The 19,563-nt window shown below is 59.9% G+C and carries 18 protein-coding genes; 13 read left to right on the forward strand and 5 right to left on the reverse strand.

The genetic code is table 11. The annotated features are described in order from the left end of the window. Positions 1 to 63: 63 nt before the first annotated feature. Complete coding sequence (locus tag Q4E11_RS06275; protein WP_303164492.1) at positions 64 to 927, forward strand: CoA ester lyase; 864 nt, start codon at positions 64 to 66, stop codon at positions 925 to 927. On the opposite strand, the gene hypD is transcribed toward Q4E11_RS06275, so the two are convergent. Continuing rightward, positions 928 to 2,079 (reverse strand): hydrogenase formation protein HypD, encoded by a 1,152-nt coding sequence (hypD, locus tag Q4E11_RS06280; RefSeq protein ID WP_303164494.1) that lies wholly within the window; start codon positions 2,077 to 2,079, stop codon positions 928 to 930. Between the two features lie 16 nt (positions 2,080 to 2,095). After that, positions 2,096 to 2,365 carry a HypC/HybG/HupF family hydrogenase formation chaperone gene (locus Q4E11_RS06285; RefSeq protein WP_303164496.1) on the reverse strand — a complete coding sequence of 90 codons (270 nt, stop codon included), beginning with the start codon at positions 2,363 to 2,365 and terminating at the stop codon, positions 2,096 to 2,098. 125 nt (positions 2,366 to 2,490) lie between these two features. Here Q4E11_RS06285 and hypE point away from each other — a divergent pair, with 125 nt between their 5' ends. Continuing rightward, the gene (hypE, locus tag Q4E11_RS06290; RefSeq protein ID WP_303164498.1) at positions 2,491 to 3,627 is read left to right on the forward strand and encodes a hydrogenase expression/formation protein HypE; all 1,137 of its coding nucleotides are present in this window, start codon (positions 2,491 to 2,493) and stop codon (positions 3,625 to 3,627) included. Here the strand turns inward: hypE and hypF are convergent. Next, positions 3,624 to 5,981 carry a carbamoyltransferase HypF gene (gene hypF, locus Q4E11_RS06295; protein ID WP_303164500.1) on the reverse strand — a complete coding sequence of 786 codons (2,358 nt, stop codon included), beginning with the start codon at positions 5,979 to 5,981 and terminating at the stop codon, positions 3,624 to 3,626. The genes hypE and hypF overlap by 4 nt on opposite strands. An 18-nt stretch (positions 5,982 to 5,999) precedes the next feature. Between hypF and Q4E11_RS06300 the strand changes: the two genes are divergently transcribed. The 6 genes from Q4E11_RS06300 (at position 6,000) to Q4E11_RS06325 (ending at position 12,446) form a co-directional block, all read left to right on the forward strand. Then, positions 6,000 to 6,356 carry a hydrogenase maturation nickel metallochaperone HypA gene (locus Q4E11_RS06300; protein ID WP_303164502.1) on the forward strand — a complete coding sequence of 119 codons (357 nt, stop codon included), beginning with the start codon at positions 6,000 to 6,002 and terminating at the stop codon, positions 6,354 to 6,356. A gap of 21 nt (positions 6,357 to 6,377) precedes the next feature. Further along, positions 6,378 to 7,193 (forward strand): hydrogenase nickel incorporation protein HypB, encoded by an 816-nt coding sequence (gene hypB, locus Q4E11_RS06305; protein ID WP_303164504.1) that lies wholly within the window; start codon positions 6,378 to 6,380, stop codon positions 7,191 to 7,193. 336 nt (positions 7,194 to 7,529) lie between these two features. Continuing rightward, complete coding sequence (locus tag Q4E11_RS06310; RefSeq protein WP_303164506.1) at positions 7,530 to 8,783, forward strand: hydrogenase small subunit; 1,254 nt, start codon at positions 7,530 to 7,532, stop codon at positions 8,781 to 8,783. 21 nt (positions 8,784 to 8,804) lie between these two features. Further along, a complete protein-coding gene (locus Q4E11_RS06315) occupies positions 8,805 to 10,553 on the forward strand; it encodes a nickel-dependent hydrogenase large subunit (RefSeq protein WP_303164508.1) in 1,749 nt (582 codons plus the stop codon). Next, positions 10,550 to 11,818, forward strand: coding sequence for a Ni/Fe-hydrogenase, b-type cytochrome subunit (gene cybH / locus Q4E11_RS06320; protein WP_303164511.1), 1,269 nt, complete (start codon positions 10,550 to 10,552; stop codon positions 11,816 to 11,818). Before Q4E11_RS06315 ends, cybH begins: the two co-directional genes overlap by 4 nt. 52 nt (positions 11,819 to 11,870) lie before the next feature. Further along, the gene (locus Q4E11_RS06325; RefSeq protein WP_368410410.1) at positions 11,871 to 12,446 is read left to right on the forward strand and encodes a hydrogenase maturation protease; all 576 of its coding nucleotides are present in this window, start codon (positions 11,871 to 11,873) and stop codon (positions 12,444 to 12,446) included. 4 nt (positions 12,447 to 12,450) lie between these two features. On the opposite strand, the gene Q4E11_RS06330 is transcribed toward Q4E11_RS06325, so the two are convergent. Further along, a complete protein-coding gene (locus tag Q4E11_RS06330; RefSeq protein ID WP_303164515.1) occupies positions 12,451 to 12,798 on the reverse strand; it encodes a hydrogenase maturation nickel metallochaperone HypA in 348 nt (115 codons plus the stop codon). Positions 12,799 to 12,853: 55 nt separating this feature from the next. Between Q4E11_RS06330 and Q4E11_RS06335 the strand changes: the two genes are divergently transcribed. Both Q4E11_RS06335 and Q4E11_RS06340 read left to right on the forward strand, forming a co-directional pair. After that, positions 12,854 to 14,254 (forward strand): nickel-dependent hydrogenase large subunit, encoded by a 1,401-nt coding sequence (locus Q4E11_RS06335; protein ID WP_303164517.1) that lies wholly within the window; start codon positions 12,854 to 12,856, stop codon positions 14,252 to 14,254. Positions 14,255 to 14,259: 5 nt separating this feature from the next. Next, entirely contained in the window at positions 14,260 to 14,523 is a 264-nt protein-coding gene (locus Q4E11_RS06340; protein ID WP_303164519.1) for a HypC/HybG/HupF family hydrogenase formation chaperone, read from the forward strand. 52 nt (positions 14,524 to 14,575) lie between these two features. On the opposite strand, the gene Q4E11_RS06345 is transcribed toward Q4E11_RS06340, so the two are convergent. After that, the gene (locus tag Q4E11_RS06345; protein ID WP_303164521.1) at positions 14,576 to 16,168 is read right to left on the reverse strand and encodes an LCP family protein; all 1,593 of its coding nucleotides are present in this window, start codon (positions 16,166 to 16,168) and stop codon (positions 14,576 to 14,578) included. Positions 16,169 to 16,347: 179 nt separating this feature from the next. Between Q4E11_RS06345 and rfbD the strand changes: the two genes are divergently transcribed. Genes rfbD through Q4E11_RS06360 form a run of 3 tightly spaced genes read left to right on the forward strand, consistent with a single transcriptional unit; the run spans position 16,348 to position 19,447 of the window. Then, complete coding sequence (gene rfbD, locus Q4E11_RS06350) at positions 16,348 to 17,313, forward strand: dTDP-4-dehydrorhamnose reductase (protein WP_303164524.1); 966 nt, start codon at positions 16,348 to 16,350, stop codon at positions 17,311 to 17,313. A gap of 11 nt (positions 17,314 to 17,324) precedes the next feature. Next, positions 17,325 to 18,248: a glycosyltransferase family 2 protein gene (locus Q4E11_RS06355; RefSeq protein ID WP_303164527.1), complete on the forward strand. Its 924-nt coding sequence runs from the start codon at positions 17,325 to 17,327 to the stop codon at positions 18,246 to 18,248. 41 nt (positions 18,249 to 18,289) lie between these two features. Further along, positions 18,290 to 19,447 (forward strand): NDP-sugar synthase, encoded by a 1,158-nt coding sequence (locus Q4E11_RS06360; RefSeq protein ID WP_303164529.1) that lies wholly within the window; start codon positions 18,290 to 18,292, stop codon positions 19,445 to 19,447. The last annotated feature ends 116 nt before the right edge of the window (positions 19,448 to 19,563 follow it).

Consider the following 19,563-nt stretch of genomic DNA (forward strand, 5'->3'; position numbering starts at 1 on the left):
CGGTCCCGCACCTGGGGTAACCCCGGCCAAATGGTTTTGCGGGATTCAATTAGGTTAGGAGTTATGACAGGCATTAGCTCCCTTAACGGAGAACAGACGTACCCTTGGCTCCCGACTGGCCCGGCGCTACTTTTCGCACCGGCCGATCGTCCCGAGCGCTTCGCCAAAGCCGCAGAACGTTCCGATATGGTCATTATCGACTTGGAAGACGGCGCCGCTGTCGATAACCACGCGCAGGCCCGCGAAAACATCATGGCCAATCCGCTCGACCCAGCAACAACGATTCTTCGGATTACTGGGCCGGAAGCGCCGACTTTTTCCGAAGACGTCGCGTTTGCCCGTAAGTGCAATTACGACATCATCATGGTGCCGAAGATCAGAGAGTCCATTCCGGCAGAGCTGGAGGGCTTGAAGATCATCGCCATGATTGAAACGCCGCAGGCCATGATTAATATTCAGCAGATTGCAACGCACCCAGGCGTTGTCGGTCTGTTCTGGGGAGCAGAGGACTTAACCGCCGAGCTGGGCGGTGTCTCCTCGCGTCTGAGCGTGGATGAAAACCCACGCCGCCACTACCGCGATCCGCAGCGGCTGGCGCGTGCACTTGTGCAGGTGCATGCAGCGGCTGCCGGTATTGCTGCTATTGATGCTATTCACGCGGACTTCCGCGATGAGCGCGGCCAGTATCTGGAGGCACTCGACGCCGTGGGCTGCGGCTTCTTGGCGACGGCCTGCATTCACCCGGCCATGGTGCCGCCGGTGCGCAAAGCCTACCGGCCGTCGGAAGCAACGCTGACCCGCGCTCGGAAGATCGTCGATAACGCAGGCACGCACACGGGCGCCTTCCAGCTCGACGGCGAGATGATTGACGCGCCCGTCGTCAAGCAGGCAGTAGCAGCGCTTGCGCGTGCGGGAATTACGGAGTAACTACCCGCGGGATTTTGCGAGGTTCTGTGTGACCTCGCGGTCGATGCGGCCGAAGTTGTAGTAGGCCGCGCAGGCACCCTCGGGCGAGACCATGCAGGTGCCAATTGGCGTGGCCGGAGTGCAGGCGGTGCCGAAGACGGCACACTGCCACGGCTTGATATGGCCGGTGAGCACCGAACCACATTCGCAGGTCACGGGGTCGGGGATTCGACGACCCGGCACCTGGAAGCGACGCTCGGCATCGAACTTCGCGTATTCCTCGGAGATGCCGAGGCCGGAGTGCTCAATCCACCCGAGACCGCGCCACTCGAAGGTGTCTCGAAGGGTGAAGACGCGGTCCATGAGCTTTTGCGCCGTGGTATTGCCGGCAGAACGGACGACGCGCGCGTACTGGTTGTCCACGCGCGCCTTGCCGGCCGCGATGTCGCCGCTGACAAACTGATCGAGCAGCATGACGACGGCCTGGAGAATATCCAACGGTTCAAAACCGGTGACCGCCACAGGCAGATTGAACTCGCGCGGCAGGAACTCAAACGCGTCGGTGCCAGTTGTAGTAGCCACGTGACCTGGGCCGATGAAACCGTCGACTTTGGTCTCGCCGCCGTTGACAATTGCACGCAGCGGCGGCTCAATCAATACGTGATTGGAAAAGACCGAGAAGTTTTCCACGCCCTGACGGCGAGCGGCCTCAACCGTGACGGCGGTTGACGGGGCGGTGGTCTCGAACCCGACGGCGAAGAAAACAACCTGCTTATCGGGGTTGTCGGTGGCAATCTTCAGTGCGTCGAGAGGCGAGTAGACAAAGCGCACATCGGCGCCGCGCGCACGCGCTTGCATCAGTGATGTCTCGGAGCCCGGAACGCGCATCATGTCGCCGAAGGTGGTGAAAATGACATCTTCCTGCTGTGCCAGCCAGATGGCATCATCCACGCGACCCATCGGAATAACACACACGGGGCAGCCGGGGCCGTGAATGAGCTCAATGTTTTCCGGCAGCAGATTTTCTAAGCCGTAGCGGTAGATAGTGTGGGTGTGACCGCCACAGACCTCCATCAGCGAAATCGGCTTATCCAGCTTCTTTGCATCGCGCTCGATGCGGGCAAGCAGTTTCTTCGCGGCTTCCGGATCGCGGAATTCGTCGACGTATTTCATGGTTTGTTACCGTCCCTCACTCAATCTTGGAAGAGGAGAAGGACTCCACTTCGTCCTCATAGGTGTCGCCACCTAGTTGTTTGATCTGCTGGAGCGAAAGCTGTGCTTCTTCCTCATCAATCTTGCTCATGGCAAAACCGACATGGACGAGCACCCAATCGCCCTTGGTGAGGGATTCATCCACGAGCAAATCGGTGGAAATCATGCGGGCGACACCGCCAATTTCAACAGTTGCACGGGCGGCATCGTGGACTTCCGTGATGACCGCAGGAACACCAAGACACATACGTTTCTCCTCGTTTGCGATACTTTTTGAGACTACCATCAGGGATGTCGCGTCTCGTATGCGGAGTATGAGTTACGCATTTTGTTTTCTCCGTAGATCGCTGTGAAGTTAGGGATAGTTAGAACATGCAGCCGAAGAATCGTCTGAACACCAACGAAGCAAAGGTCAACACCAATATTGGCCGCGTTCGGGCACGTCCGTTCAGGCTTCTCGACGATTACGTCACCCTCCAACACGGCTCCGGCGGCAAGGCCTCCGCCGCCCTGGTTGAGCAGGTCTTCTTCGATGCCTACGGCAACGAGATCCTGAGCCAAGGCGGCGACTCGGGCCTCTTCTCCGCTGACCCCGTGCTGGAAGTCGCGGCAGCAGGCGACGGTGCTCGGTTGGCCATGTCCACCGACTCCTACGTGGTCAACCCCATCGAGTTTCCGGGCGGCAACATCGGCGATTTAGCTGTCAACGGAACCGTTAATGACTTAGCTGTCGCCGGCGCGAAGCCACTGGCGCTGACAGCCTCGTTCATTCTGGAAGAGGGCCTGGAAATTGCCACGTTGCGTCGCATTGTGACCAGTATGCGCGCCGCTGCCGATGCCGCAGGAGTCAGCATCGTCGCAGGTGATACCAAGGTCGTCCCCAAGGGCGCCGGTGATCAGGTCTACATCACCACCGCTGGCGTAGGCGTCGTCCGCGGTGATTACGCCGGGGCCGCCAAGGACGGTTCGGTGTACTCAAATATCGAGGTTGGAGACCGTATTCTCGTCTCCGGTCCGATTGCCGATCACGGCATGGCGGTCATGCTCGCCCGCGGTGATCTGGCTCTCGCCGCGCCCATCGAATCCGATACTCGAGCCGTCAACGGCCTGGTCGACGCGCTTCTCGCCGCCGCCCCCGCCACGCGCTGGATGCGTGATGCCACCCGCGGTGGGCTTGCCACCGTCGCCAATGAGCTCGCCCGTGGCACAGGGCTTGGAGTCGTGCTTGACGACGAAGCCATCGCCGTACGCGAAATGACCCGTGGCGCCTGCGACATGCTGGGAATTGAACCTCTCTACGTCGCCAACGAAGGCACATTCTTGGCGGTTGTTCCCGCAGACCAGGCCGATGCTGCGCTTAGCGCGCTGCATGAGGCAGGCGCACCGGAGGCCCGCGATATCGGTTCGATTGAGCAGGAGCCTGCTGCCTCCGTGGTGTTGGTCACCGGTTTTGGTGGCACTCGCATGGTGGACATGCTGGTCGGTGACCCACTGCCGCGTATCTGCTAGCTGCCTGCACGCACCAGCCGTCCGGCCATCGCCTGACCCAGGCTCAAGCCACCATCGCCCGGCGGGACGATTTGGTGCTGCAGCAAATTCAGACCGTACGCTGCGACGTCGCGGCGCAACAGTTCGACCAGCAGAGCGTTGTTCGTGCATCCTCCGCTGACCCCGACTATGTCCGTGTCAGCTTCCTGCGCGGCCTGCGCCAATCGCGTGCCGACGGCACCTGCGACGCAGCGGTGAAATTCAAATGCAGCCTGCTCGGGGCTCGTCAGTGTGACCGCCTTGCCCAGGGCATCGCGGAGTGATTCCGCCTCCGTGTCTGGGTGCGCAGCCTCCAGCGCTTCCGGATGCGACCGGACATAGTCGTTGGCTGCTGCCTCTAACTCCATGGCGGCTTGTGCCTCATAGGTGATTTTTTCACCGCTACGCCACCGTGGAAGGACGAAGGCTGCGGCGGCATCAAAAAGGCGGCCGAGGGAGGACGTCGGCACGGTGCCGACGCCGGAGGCCAATTGACTTTTGACCAGTGCCACCTCTTGCTCATTGGGGAGGTGGCGCAAGAGGTAGTCGTCGTTAAGCGCCCAAGCGTCGGCGAGCCCGAGGGCGAGTCGCCAGGGATGCGTGACTGCACGGTCGCCGCCGACCAGCGGGAACGTCGGGAGATGCCAGGTGCGCTCCCAATCGGCGCTGCTGCGGCTGACGGTGAGAATCTCGCCGCCCCAGATAGTGCCGTCGGTGCCGTAGCCGGTGCCGTCGAGAGTGGCAACAACTGCGCGGTCGGCGTGATTAGCAGCGTGATTGGTGGACCTGGCGCTGGAGGAGAGCAGGCGATGCTCGGCCATAAGGGACAGCGCGTGCGCCCAGTGATGCTGGACGGCGAGGAGCTCGATGTCGCGTTCGGCAGCGAAGCGCTCGGCAAACGACGTGGTGGCATACCCCGGGTGTAGATCGCAGACGACAAGCTCGGGGGCGACATCACGCATGGAAAGCATCTGGTCAGTGGCCTTCGCGTAGGCCTGTTGGCTGGCCCAGGAACCCATGTCGCCAATGTGTGCGGAGACATGCACCAAGTTCCCGTGGGCAAGTGCAAAAGTGTTCTTCAGCTCCCCACCGGTGGCGAACACTGTGGGCAGTGGCGTGGTGGAACGGGCTTTTGGCGCTACCGCGACCGGAATGGGCGCAAAGCCGCGGGACCTGCGGGAAGGAGCCGTGCCGATAAAGACGGAATCTTCGACGGGGACATGAATGTCGCGGTCGTGCAGGATGAAGGCATCGGCGATGTGACCGAGCTTTTCAATCGCATCGTCGTTGTCCGTGCAGACGGGCTCGCCACTGATATTGCCGCTGGTGACCACGAGGGGGCGGTCGCACAGAAGTAGGTGGATACCAGAGTAGGGCAGCATCACTCCAAAGCTGTCCAGCCCAGGGGCGATGAGATCAGAAAGGGCAGAGTCGGGCTGCTTCGGCGCGATGACAATAGGCGCTTCCGGGGAATCCAGCAGGCGCTGTTCTTCCTCGGATAGCTGAACCAGGCTCGCTGCCGTCGCGACATCCGGTGCCATGACCGCCAGCGGTTTATCCGGTCGACGCTTGCGCTGACGCAGTTTCTCACAGGCGGCGTCGTTGGCGGCATCACAGACGAGGTGAAAGCCACCAATACCTTTGACGGCGAGCAGGGCGCCGTCGTCAAGCAGTGCGTGCGCGCGGCGGAAAAGGGCGAGGACCTCATCACGCGTTGTAGCGGTGGTGGTGCCCTCCACGTCGCGCCAGCTCAACCGCGGTCCGCAGTCAAAACAGCTGATGGGCTGGGCGTGATAGCGGCGGTCGGTGGGGTCGGTGTACTCGCGCTCGCAGGGCTCGCACATGGGAAAGACCGCCATGGTGGTGCGGGGGCGGTCATAGGGCAGTTCGGTGATGATGGACAGGCGCGGTCCACAGTTGGTGCAGGAGATAAACGGGTAGAGATAGCGCGAGTTGGTGGAATCGAAAAACTCGCGGCGACAATCGGGGCACAGGGCGGTATCCGGTGGCAGGAGCGCGCGGCCGGCGTCGCTGCGCCGCGAGGGGACAATGACAAATGACTCCTCGCTGCCGAGCGTGGGAATCTCCTCAGCGGTGTGAGAAATAATTCGCGCGAGTGCGGGAGCTTCGGTAAGCAAAGCGGTATCGAAGGCATCCAGGGCCTCTGAGGTGCCCTCGACCTCGATAAACACGCCCTGCTCATCATTCCCGCAGAAGCCGACGAGACCCGCGCGCCGGGCAATCGTGGCGACAAAGGGGCGAAAGCCAACTCCTTGGACGATGCCTTCAATGCGAAGGCGAATGCGTTTTGTGTCCGCCGAGCGTGCCTGAATCATGCGTCTAACTCTACGTAAGTGAGCACTGCTACTTTGGATGATGTGCACGAAGTAGCGTTGAGTATGCAGTTGGCGAAGGTCGTCACCAGAGCGGCCGAGGGGCGGACTGTCCGCACTGTGCATCTCCGGATTGGGGCCCTGCGCCAGGTGGTTCCCGAGACCCTGTCATATGCCTGGAATTTTGTCAGCCGGGATACGGGGTTACGTGGCGCTGAGCTGGATATTGACTGGATACCTGCCGTTATTGAGTGTGAACAGGGCCATCGCGCACAAGTTGGACCGCTGGACGGACTGCTGTGCCCGCAGTGTGCTAAACCGGGGCACGTCATCTCCGGAGAAGAATTCACCATCGTCGACATTGATGTCGACGTGTAACTAGGAAGACGGGGTTAAACCATGGGACGTTTCCATCGGCACGACGGCGATAACGCGCATCATCACCACCACGATCACGACCACAGCCACGGTCACGACCATGACCATGACCATGTGCATCTGGCCGACCCGAATGACACCACTCACGGCGATCACTCCGGCTACGACACCGGTGTGGAGCGCGTGACCATTCTCGAAGACATCTTCAGTGAGAACGATCACCGCGCAGACCACAATCGCCAACTGCTGGCTGAACACGGCGTTGAGGCCATCAATCTGATGAGTTCCCCGGGGTCCGGCAAGACCGCGCTGTTGGAAAAGACGCTGGCTGCGGCGCAGGGCAAGATTCGCGTTGGCATTATCGAGGGAGATATTGAAACTGCACTCGATGCCGACCGACTAGAGGGCTATGATGCACAGATTTCCCTTCTGAACACCGGCAATGGCTTTGGCGGCGAGTGCCATCTGGATGCCCCGATGGTCTCTCGTGCGCTGGAGGGACTGGAGTTGTCGAAGCTCGATTTGGTCATGATCGAAAACGTGGGCAACCTCGTCTGCCCGGCCGAGTTCGAAGTGGGTGAAACCCGCAAGGCGATGGTCTATTCCATCACCGAGGGCGAGGACAAGCCGGTCAAGTACCCAGTTATGTTCCGTTCCGTGCAGGTCGTGGTCATCAACAAGATGGATTTGGCTCCGTACCTCGATTTCGACATGGATCTCTTCCGCGCCAACTTGGAAAAGGTCAATCCAGGGGTGAAGGTCATTGAAGCATCCGCCAAGACTGGCGAGGGCATCGACGAATGGCTCCGCTGGGTCAATCCTGCGCTGGTGGATTAGGACGCGGGAGCCGTCGTAAGGCGAACACATTTCGGTGCGTTTTTGGCGCGCTTTACGACGGCCCGGAGGCCCCTGCGCGCGCGTCACCCTAGTGCGGGGGATAGGTGACACTTCGTAGCGTTTTGTAACAAAAAGTCTCGTTAATTCGCCTTACCTGGAATGACATTTACGCAACATTTATATTGCATAATGTTTCGGTATAACTGCACCACAGCGCCGTTATTTAAGTTTTTTATTAGGTAGCTATACTGGCCTTGTATGCGGCATTGGGCCTAAGTACTTGTAAAACCTCTGAACCCAATTACCTCAATAACTATGTAGAAGGCGCAGCGATAAATGATTAGTGGCGCGAACTGGCAGGAAGGGACCCTCGGCGACAACCTCGCGCGAGCTGGTGTCTCACGGCGCAGTTTCATGAAGTTTTGTGGCACCATGGCGGCAATCTTCGCCGCTGGAACTCCTAACGTCGGTGAGGCCGCGGCACAGTCGCTGACTCCATCGGCGGAGGAAATCGCGGACAAGCTCTCGGCTGTGAAGAAGCCGAAGGTGGCTTGGCTGCAGTTGCAGGAGTGCACCGGATGTATGGAATCCGTACTGCGCTCCGGCGGCACCACCGCAGAAGATGTGGTGCTGAACCTGGTCTCGATGGACTACAACGAGCTGCTGATGGCGCCCTCCGGTCGCGCAGCTGAAAAGGCACTGGAGGACATGAACTCCGAGGACCACATTCTGGTGGTCAACGGCTCAATTCCAACTGGTGAAAACGGTGCGTACTGCACCATCGGCGGCAAGTCAGCTGAGCAGGTGCTGCTGGAGGCAGCTGAGAAGGCCACGGCAATTCTGGCCGTCGGCGCCTGCGCTGTCTGGGGTTCCGTACAGGCGGCAAAGCCAAACCCAACCGGTGCCAAGGGCGTCGATGAAATCATCAAGGACAAGCCGGTGATTAACGTCTCTGGTTGCCCGCCGATTGGTGAGGTTATTACGGCCACCCTGACGTACGTGCTGACCTACGGAAAGGCTCCGGAGGTCGACGCTGAGGGGCGCCCGAAGTTTGCCTATGACCAGCGTATTCACGACTCCTGCCCGCGCCGTGCACACTTCGACGCCGGCCAGTTTGTTGAGACCTTCGACGATGAGGGTGCCCGCAACGGCTGGTGCCTGTACGAGGTCGGCTGTAAGGGCCCGTCCACATTTAGTCCGTGCCCGATTGTTCAGTGGAACCTAAAGTCCGGCTGGCCAATCGGCGCTGGTCACCCATGCATTGGTTGTACAGAAAAGGACTTCTTCGACCAGTTCACCCCGTTCTACGACAAGCTGCCGGGCATCCCGGGCATTGGTGTGGAGTCCAGCGTGAACAAGGTCGGCGTTGGTCTGTTGGCCGCTACCGCAGCAGGTGCAGCAATCCACGGTGGACTCACTGTGGTCAAGGAGATGAGGATCAAGCGCGCCAACGGCGAAGAAAAGGTGCTGGCCGCGTTTGGCGGTGTGGAGGGCAAGGAAGCTCCACAGATTTCCACCTCCTCGGACTCGTTGGACGCACAGGGGCAGTCGGCAACCGGCGGACCCGCAAGCGAATCGAAGGACAACTAAGGGCAGGCAAGGGCTGAGATCATGGCTACTGAAAAAGTTGTAATTGACCCGATTACCCGTATTGAAGGTCACCTTCGTATTGAGCTGGAGCGCGAGGGCGATCAGATTAAGACCGCCTGGAGTGAGACCACTCAGTTCCGTGGCATTGAGACCATTGTGAAAAACCGCGATCCCCGCGATGTGTGGGCCTTCGTTGGGCGTATCTGTGGTGTGTGCACCGGTACTCACTCGGTGGCATCGATTGCCGCCGTCGAAGACGCAATTGGCTCGACCCCACCGCCGCAGGCACGACGCATCCGCGACATGGTGATTGCCTCGCAGGAGATTCATGACCACGTCGTGCACTTCTACCACCTGCACGGGCTGGACTGGATTGACGTCACCAAGGCGCTTGAGGCAGACCCGAAGAAGACCGTTGAATTCGCACAGTCGATTGGCTCGACGTGGAAGGGCAATAACGAAGAAACGTTCGCCCGCGTCAAGGAAACCGTCCAGGGCATCGTGGACTCCGGTCAGCTGTCCATCTTCACCGGTGGCTACTGGGGACATGAGGACTACCGCCTGCCGCCAGAGGCCAACTTGATGGCGGTTGCGCACTACCTCGACGCACTGGCATTCCAGCGCTCTATCATCCGCATCAACACCGTCTTCGGTGGTAAGAATCCACACCCGAACTTCCTGGTCGGCGGCATGGCATGCTCCATCGATCCGGATCGCTCGGAGACAGTCAACCAGGTTGGGTTGGACCAGATTAAGTCCTGGATTGATGAGATTGTGGAGTTTGTCAATGACTGCTTCTACCCGGACGCAGTCGCAATCATGAGTGTCTACAAGGACTACTTCGACATCGGACGCTCCTCCGACTCCTTCCTGGCAGTTGGTATGGCCGGGGCCACCTACTCCGGCGACCCCGCCAAGTCCCGTGTCAAGACCGTGCACCCGAACATCAAGCCGGGTGTCATCCTCGACGGTGACTACACCAAGCTGCACCCATTCCAGCCGGAGAAAATCGAAGAGTTCATCAGCTCCGCCTGGTACAAGCAGGAAGCTGGCGACGATGTCGGTCTGAAGCCGTACGACGGCGAGACCACGGTGAACTACACCGGTCCAAAGCCGCCGTTTGAGTGGCTGTCGGACAATGACAAGTACACCTGGTCGAAGGCACCGCGTTACGACGGTCGTGCTGTCCAAGTTGGCCCGGTTGCCCGTGTGCTGCTGGCATACCTGCAGAAGGAGCCGGAGACGGTTCGCCTGGTCGACGATGTGCTGGCGAAGCTCGACTTGCGCGTTGAGCAGATGAACTCCACCGCGGGCCGCACCTACGCCCGCGCTGTGGAATCGGTGACCACCGCGAACTACCTGGCAGATCACATCTTCCCGGAGTTCGTCGAAGCACTGAAGAACGGCGATATCGACGTATTCGACAACACCCGTTGGGAGCCGACCTCCTGGCCGGATAAGTGCCAGGGCGTGGGCTTCATCGAGGTCGCGCGCGGAATGCTGAGCCATTGGGTCAAGATTGAAAACGGCAAGGTGACCAACTACCAGGCCGTGGTTCCAACCACGTGGCTTGCCGGTGGCCGTGACCCGAAGGGGCAGCTCGGCCCGTACGAGCACGCATTGGCTGGCGACGGCACGCACCCACTAGTTGATCCAGAGCAGCCATTGGAACCGCTGCGCACAATCCACTCTTTCGATCCGTGTATGGCCTGCGCTGTCCATGTCCTGGACCCCGAAGGTCAGGAGATGTTTAAGGTGACGACGCCATGACAACCTCGGCGGCAGAAAATACGGAATTCATAATCCATGACCCCAAGGGCAACCCGCTGGTAATCGCAGTTATCGATGCGCATACCAGCCACTGGCTGTCGCCGTCGGAAGTCATTCAGGCGGCGGCCGTGGTGCCGAGTGATACCACTGACCCAGTGGACTCCGCACTGGCCAACAGCTTGCGGCGCCGTCGCGATGACCTGTTCAACCTCGATGGCACACCGTCGATGAAGATGGTGCCGGATTCCTTCGAGCCGGCCACACCGGAGCGTCGCTATTCGATTGCGAAGATTCAGGGATTTGCTATCGCCGGCCAGGTCGTCGATGTGGCAATCATGCGTGGCGAGCTCGACTCGGTGGCCAAGGCCTCGAAGATGAGCAGGGAAGAAGGTGTTCTGCTGCGCCGCAATGCAAACATGCATCACGGTCGCGGTCACCGAAATCTTGGTGTTGCGTTGGCGCCGATTGACAAAGACGGCAACATCACCGGAGATTTCATCTTCGAAGGCTTCGTGGCACTGGGCCTGCGCAGCCCTGAAAAGGCAACGGAGGAAAACAAGAAGGGCTCTGGCTCCTGGGTGGAAGTTCACCTGTGGGGCACCGCGCTGCGTATTCAGCACTGGCTGAACTTGGCGCTGATGATTGTGATGACCCTGTCGGGTTGGTACATCATGCAGCCTTACCTGACCGAACGCACCTACGATGGCTCGGCTGCGGGATTTGCTATGGGCTATGTCCGGTTCGTGCACTTCCTGGCCGGATTCCTGTGGATTGCGGTGGGCCTCTGGCGCTTTATCCTGCTGTTTATTACCCGGGACCGTCAGACACGATGGCGGGCACTGTGGCCGATTTACAGTAAGCAGGATGTCAAGGACCTCTGGCACACGATGCAGTACTACCTGTTCCTGCGCAAGGAAGGTCCGTTCTACTTCGCGCACAATCCGCTGCAGCAGCTGGCCTACACCGGCATCTACGTGATGTGCTTTATCCAGATGCTCACAGGCCTGTCGCTCTACGCGATGATGGATCAGTCCAACTGGTTCTTCCAGATAATGGCAATGCCCACACACTGGATTGGTATCGGCTACTTCCGCCTGATTCACACAATCATCATGTACCTGATTTGGCTGTTTGCCATTGTCCACGTCTACTTGGTGATTCGTTCCGACGCGGTCCACAACCACGGTGGTCTGTCGTCGATGATTGGCGGTTCGGTCTGGCTGCCGCGTGGCACGCAGCCCGTTGATTCTCCGCGTATTGGTTAGGCGAGAATTGGAAAAAGATAACTCAACCGATAGCACCGTCACCGACGCTCCGTTGGTGACGGTGCTCGGCATTGGAAATCCTGTCATGGGCGACGACGGCATCGGCCTTGAGCTGCTGCGCAGACTGGCCCCTGAGCTTGAATCCTCCGGCATGGGAGATGCTACGCACGCGGGCGATTCCGCTCACCTAATTTGGTCGCCGTCGCGTCTCGACGATCCCTCCGACACCTCTGGGCGAGGTGATCAATGGGCGGGAGCGGTGGCCTACATCGATGGTGGCACTTGCGGCATGGAGCTGCTTCCCATCGTTCAGGAGGCGAAGAACCTGTTGCTGCTTGATGCAGTTGCGGGGCCAGGCGAGCCTGGCGACGTCGTCAAGCTTGTCGGAGACCAGATTCCGCGGTTACTGGCGGCGAAGCTGTCGGCGCACCAGGTTGGGCTGTTGGATCTTCTGACCGCGGCGCGGTTGCTCGGGCGTGAGCCTGAGCGCGTCGGCGTGGTCGGTGTCGTCTATGAGTCGGCCGATATGGTCGTCGGTTTAAGTGATACGGCCCTCGGCGGTATCGACGAAGCGGAAGGTGCGGCCCGCGAGCTGATCAATGACTGGCTCGCCGAAGAGCGCGGTTAAGCGGTTAGGTTTCGACCTCAATGCTGGAGATTTCAAACTCGCGCCCATGGCGTAAATCAGCCGTCGGCGTGCCACAGACTGGGCACGTCAGCGCGTAGAACTCGTCGATTTCATGCTCAGCATCGCAGGTAGGGCAGTAGACGGTAGAGACAATGAGCTGCGCATCCAACTCGGCGCCCTCACACTGAGTGCCGGTGCTGGCGACTGGCCAGGCGGCAATCAGGGAATCGTAGACTACGCCCGAGCGGTCGCCGACACGCATATTCACTTTCGTGACTGTGCGTCCGGGGCAGACCTCGGCGATTTTCTCCACCACGCTGGTCAACAGTCCAAGTTCATGCACGGTTACCATTATGGCGAAGCGTCCATACGCAACGCCAAAGCAAGCAAGGAGGCTCACGCGGACAATGTCATCCGAATCTGTGCCGGTGACGCAAAATATCCAACTCGATGAGCTCGTCGATCCCTTCGAGGCGCGCCTGGATGTCTACCGCGATGACACCGGCGCCATTACGCAGGTAGCTTTTGATCTGTCCGGTCTGCCGCGTATCGACGGAATGCTGGTCGGGAAAAGCGCCTTGGACGTGCCTGATATCACTAAACGGCTGTGTGGCCTGTGCCCGGTCGTGCACCATTTGGCCGGAGTGCGCGCAGTCGAGAACCTCTACGGGCTGACGGAGATTCCACGCACCGCACAGCTGATTCGTGAGCTCCTGACCGCTGGCTCGACGCTGGATAATTTGGCCACCAAGTTCGTTACGACCGACCGCGAGGGCGCTCGGGCAATGAAGCTTGCGGGCAAGGCACTGATGCGTGCTGCCGGCTCGCCTTCGCACTTTCCCGATGTGGCCGTGCCGGGCGGTGTACGCGCACCCGTCGATGCCCAGTTGGCAGACGATGCTCGCGCGGCTCTCGATGCCCTGGCGGACACCGAGATTATCCAAAGTGCATTCGAGCTAGCGACGGACAGCGCGGAGGATAATTCGTGGAGTGACACGTTCGACGGTCTCGATGTCGCAGCTGTAGATGCTGCAGGTGAGCTTTCCCCATTGGGGCAGTATCTGGCAGTGCGCGACCACAGAAGCGAGAGCGAACCTGCGATTTTCCCGGCGAATCAGTGGACCGACCGAGTGACAGAAACGCGGCTGGGAGACGCTGCACCGCGGCCAATTTTCGCCGTTTCCGATACCCCTGGCGCGAAGGATGAGTTACAGGTAAAGGCACAGTTTTACCGTGTGGGACCTGTGGCCAGGCAGGTGATCGTCGGCAAGCACGGGGTAAGCCCCGCTGACGCACAGCGACAACTACTGGCGGACACCGTGTCGTGGGCGCGGCGGTTGCTGGCGGACCCTGATTTGTTGGGCACGACGGTGTGCGCCCCTGATGCGCGAGCTGCGATTGAAAACGCCGATTTTGCCGGTGAGCGCAGTGGTGTTGGCATCGTGGACGGTCCGCGTGGGTTGCTTGTGCATCGCTACACCGCTGGTTGCGATGGCATTGTGACCGATTGCCAGATTATGACGCCGACGGCGCAAAATGAGCTGTGGCTGACGCGGATGCTCACCGAGCAACTGTGCGGTGCTGGTAGCTCGGAAAGTGGGGGAGAGGCTGCTGATGCTTCGCTGGAGGAAACGGCGGGCATTGAGGAATCCATCTGGGCGGCCGATCCCTGCCTGCCATGTAGCTCTGCGCCAAAGGGATTGATGACTTTCACCATGCGAGAGCATGATCAAAAGGAGTCGGCTGGCTCGACTGAACCGGCCGATGTCCACGCTTCTGGTGTTCAAACTTCGGAGAGGACGGAATAGCGACTATGTGCTTAGGAATTCCCGCACGCGTCGTCGAGATTGCCGATGGACCATTGCCAATGGCGGTGGTGGACATGGCAGGTCAGAAGCGCCGGTGTTCAGCCATGTATGTGCCAGAGCTAGAGGTGGACGACTGGGTGTTCGTTCAAAACGGCTTCATCATGAATGTGTTGGACGAGCAGGAAGCCCAGGATTCGCTCGCCGCAATTGAGGAATACAACCTCATCGAGCATGTCGCTGAGGTCTCACCGAAGGGCTCCAGAACCTAAAGCCCCGGGCGACTAATGCCTGCCCCCCCCCGGGGCGCTTCGGCTCGCGCTCTTAATTGACGCAGGTCAGGCCGCCAGCATCAATTGGTGGCTGCGGATCTTGCTCAATGGCGCCGCCTTCCTGGCCGATGATGTCACCGTTGGCACCGTCGTCGGCAGGCGGCTCAGTCTCGCCAGGCTCCCCGGCGCCGGCACCTTCTGCGGTGCCGTCGGCGGACAGACCCGGGCCGGCGTAGTCGCCCGCCACGGTGACAGAGATGTGGTGCGGATCCAGCGACGGGTCGTGGACAATGGGCAGACCGCCGAGAGCCTCGGAGATAGCCTTAGCCGCAGGATCATCGGGATCTGCAGCGTTGACCTGGCTGCTTGCCACACCGGCGAATTCAGCATTGCCAATTTCGCCTTCGGTGTAGCCCTTTTCGGTCAACACACCGGCGACGCTGGTGGCCAGGCCTTCAATACCCGTGGCGTTATAGACGCTGACGGTGGTCTTAGCCGCGTCGTGGTCATCCTTCTTCTCGCTATCGGGCTTGTCCTTGGTGGTCTCTTCCGCAGTGCCCAGGAGGGTCTCGAAGTACTTGTGAACCTGGCCCTTATCAATCGTCACCACGGATTCGCCGTAGTCACCAACACCGTCAATCGAGGTCACCGGGATAGTCTCAAACTTCACGTTTCCGCCGGTCAGCCCCTGCATCTGGGTGGCAAAACCGGTGACATCCCAGTTGTCATCGAGAACCACCGAACGCTGGACTGCATTGCCCAACTCCGACAGCTTCGCCGGGTTGGACAGCGTGCCAGCGCCGAGCAGCTTGTTGGTAAACGACGCCATGAAAACCTGCTGGCGAGTAATGCGATCGAGGTCACCTCGCGGCAGGCCGTGGCGCTGACGGACGAACGACAAAGCGTCGGCTCCCTTGAGAGTCTGCGGACCCGCTGGGAAGTCAGCGCCGGAAAATTCGTCATACACCGGAGCGTTCAGGCAGACATCGACGCCGCCAATGGCGTCGGTCAGCAGCACGAAGCCCAACAGACCAATCTCGGCGTAGTGGTCAACAGTAATGCCACTTAAGTCACTGATGGTCTGGATTAGAGCTAGACGGCCAGCCTCGGTGGAGCGGCGCTCAATCTCCTCTGGAGATGCGCCGGATTCGGCCAGTTCCGCTTCAACTTCCTGCTTGGTATTGCCGTAGACACCGTTGATTTTGGTATTTCCCAGACGGTTGGTGTGGACGTAGGTGTCGCGGGGGATGGAAATAGCCGTGGCGGAAGACCCATCGGACGGGACACGAATCACAATAATCGTGTCGGTGTTGGTGGCCTCTTCATCGCCGGCGCGCAGCAGCTCTACTTCCTCCGGGGTCAGCGGATTGCCCTGGGCATCTTTACGAGAGTCCGAGCCGACCAGCAGAATGTCGGTCGCGCCGTCCTTTTCATTGCCGAGCCCGAAGTCACCGCCCGAGCTCAAGCTGTCAGTGGTTCGGCCAAGAGTCCACCAGCCCACAGCTGAAACCACCAGAATGATTGCCGACAGCAGCACCAGGCTGTGGCGTAGCGCGGCTGGCCATGCCTGAGCGGTACTCTCTGCAGAGGAGGGTGGCGCTTGGATATCGCGTGCGTGACGCGCGCGTGGCGTGTTGCTGCTCAAACCGGGTCTCCTCAATACCGTTTATGGACAATCAATCTGTGCTTTGGTCAGTGTAGGCAGTCCGTGCTGTAGGTTCGCCCCACAGCCGTGGAAAACTACATAAACCTTAGCCGTCCTACCGAACGTGTTGGCATCTCAACACAGTGTCAATCGTATCTACGATAGTGATAAATAAGAATATGTCTGAAATTTCCGCCTCGCGCGCTCCTTCTGGCAATCCATTTACCCGCCCCGTCGTCGCCATCATTGGTGCCGCCGGGCAGTTGGGCACAGCGCTGCAAGCGAGCGTCCCAGATTTTCCAATCGACATCCGCGCGCTCACTAGGGCGCAGCTGGACATCACAGATTCGGATGCCGTGAGCACAACGCCTTTGCTTGACGACGTCGACATCATCATCAACGCGGCAGCGGCAACCGATGTCGATGGTGCCGAATCCGATCCTGGTTCGGCACACTTGGTCAATGCGCTCGGCCCGAAGTATCTCAGTGCTCGCGCGGTCAAAGAGGACGCTTATCTCATTCACATCTCCACCGACTACGTTTTTGGCGATGTCGCCGTCGAAGGGTTGCCGGATGCCCAGCGCACGCCGCTTGGCACCGATGACCTCACCGCGCCACGAACAATGTATGGCCGCACCAAGCTAGTGGGAGAGAACAACGTCCGTGATTCGGGTGCGCGCGCTGCCATTCTGCGCACTGCGTGGGTCTGGTCGGGGCCAACGCAGCCTGAGGCCAAGGACTTCGTTTCGACAATGATGCGCTTAGCGGAAACTGCTGTCGATGACGACGGCAATCCCGCCACAATCAAGGTTGTCGATGACCAGCATGGCAATCCCACCTTTGTGGGCGACTTAGCGGTGGCCATTTGGGAGCTAGTTGAGCGTGTGGTGACTGATCCGGACACCGCACCTGTAGGCACATTCCATGTCACCGGCAGCGGCCAGGCAACGTGGTACGAGGTAGCCCGCGAGGTTTTCCGCATTACGGGACATGACGCAGACCGTGTGGTGGCCTGCGATAGCAGCGAGTTTCCGCGTCCGGCAAAACGCCCGGCATGGTCGGTTCTGGATGGCACCAGTTGGAGTGATGCAGGTCTTAAACCGCTTCCGGAGTGGCAGGACACTTTGAGGACCATCCTGTCCTAGGGTCTAGGTTTGTGAACGCAACCTCGACTTCTCGACAACCATCGACGCTCCCGCTCGGTGTGGTCACAGTGACCTTCTCACCGGGAAAGCACTTGAGCCAGCTGGTCGACTCACTCGGCCCGGCGGCCAGTGCGTCCACGCGGCTGATTATGGCCGACAATGGTTCGGTTGACGGCTCGGTTGAGGCAGAGGAAGCGCGGGCCAGGAAAACCGGTGCCGATGTTCGGCTCCTGCGTACCGGCGGCAATATCGGCTACGGTGCCGCAGCTAATCGAGGCATCGCAGAGCTGAACAAGGCCCGCGAAAACGGCGAAATTAATCCTGACTACGTCATGTTGGTCAACCCGGACGTGGTGTTTGCTCCTGGCGCGATCGATGCGATGTTGGACTGCGCGCAGCGCAATCCCAAGGCAGGAGCCATTGGTCCACTGATTCGCGAGGCGGACGGCAGCGTGTATCCGTCGGCACGCGCAGTACCTGAACTGGTAAGCGGCATCGGACATGCGCTGCTGGCCGATATCTGGCCGAATAATCCGTTCTCGCGGCGCTACCGCGATGATTCCGATATGGACCGCGAGCGGCCGGCCGGGTGGCTCTCTGGTGCCTGTCTGCTGCTGCGGTGGGAGGCCTTCGAGGAAATTGATGGCTTTGATACGCGCTACTTCATGTACATGGAAGACGTGGATTTGGGCGACCGGTTGGGAAAGGCGGGCTGGAGCAATATCTTCTGCCCGAGTGCGGAGATTCGCCATGCGCAGGGGCATTCTGCCAGCAAGCATCCGGAAATTACCGTCAAGGCGCACCATGAGTCGGCCTATCGATTCATGTCCGATCGCTTGCCCGGGCTCGCGCTTGCTCCGGTGCGATTGGCACTCCGCGTGGGGCTGTTCCTGCGTGGCAAAGTCATTATCGCTGTAAAGAAGCGTAGGAATTAAATAACTGTTGGAACGATCCATCACAGAAAGTAACCGATTTTATGACCACCGAAGTTCGCCCGAGCGGCGATTCAGGCTTCGCTTTTAAGGCAGATGCGAACTCTGCCAATCAGGCGGGCGCTGAACTAGCTGCGCAGACTGACGCTGTCATTCTCGTCGGCGGGCAGGGCACACGACTGCGCCCACTTACTGTCAATACCCCGAAGCCAATGCTGCCCACCGCTGGGCACCCATTCCTGGAGCATTTGCTGGGGCGTATCCGTGCAGCAGGCATGAAGCACGTGGTGCTGGGTACTTCCTACCGCGCCGAAGTTTTTGAAGAACACTTTGGCGATGGCTCCGACCTGGGCCTTGAGATTGATTACGTCTTCGAGGAAGAGCCACTGGGCACCGGTGGCGGTATCCGCAATGTCTACGACAAGCTGCGCTATGACACCGCCATGATTTTCAACGGTGACGTTCTCGGCGGCACCGATTTGTGTGCGGTGCTCAATACTCACGCTGAAAAGAACGCCGATGTCACCATGCACCTGGTGCGCGTGCCCGATCCCCGCGCTTTCGGCTGTGTACCGACCGACCAGGACGGCCGAGTGCTGGAATTCCTGGAGAAGACCCAAGATCCGCCGACTGATCAGATCAACGCCGGCATCTACGTGTTCCGCCGCGAAATCATTGAGGGAATCCCCGCTGGCCGCCCTATCAGCGTTGAACGCGAGATCTTCCCGTCGCTGCTGGATCGCGGCATGGACGTCTACGGTCACGTGGACTACGCCTACTGGCGCGATATGGGCACGCCGAGTGATTTCGTGCGTGGCTCCTCTGATTTGGTGCGCGGTATCGCTCCTTCGCCGCTACTGGCGGGCAAGCACGGTGAGTCGCTTGTCGACGAATCCGCTTCTGTCGGTGGCGGGGCACTGCTCTACGGCGGCTCTGTTGTCGGCCGTGGCGCTGAAATTGGCGCGGGTGCTCGGATTGATCAATCCGTCATTTTTGATGGAGCACGCATTGGCGCCGGTGCTGTTATCGAACGTTCGGTCATCGCCGACGGCGCGGACATTGGGCCGCGGACGGTGATTTCTGACGCGATTATTGGTGAGGGTGCTGTCATCGGCGCGCGCTGTGAGCTGATTAACGGTGCGCGTGTGTGGCCGGGAGTTCAAATTCCGGACCACGGCGTGCGTTTCTCGACTGACGTCTAGGTAGGCGGGGCGGAAGCGCGCTTCTTCACACCAATCGCAATGCCAAAGTTGTCATTGTGACTGGTGTGACTGGAGTGATTTAGTTCAGGTGACCAGCAGGTCTGCCAAACCTTATC

This window comes from Corynebacterium sp., assembly GCF_030532195.1.
Taxonomy (GTDB): Bacteria; Actinomycetota; Actinomycetes; order Mycobacteriales; family Mycobacteriaceae; genus Corynebacterium.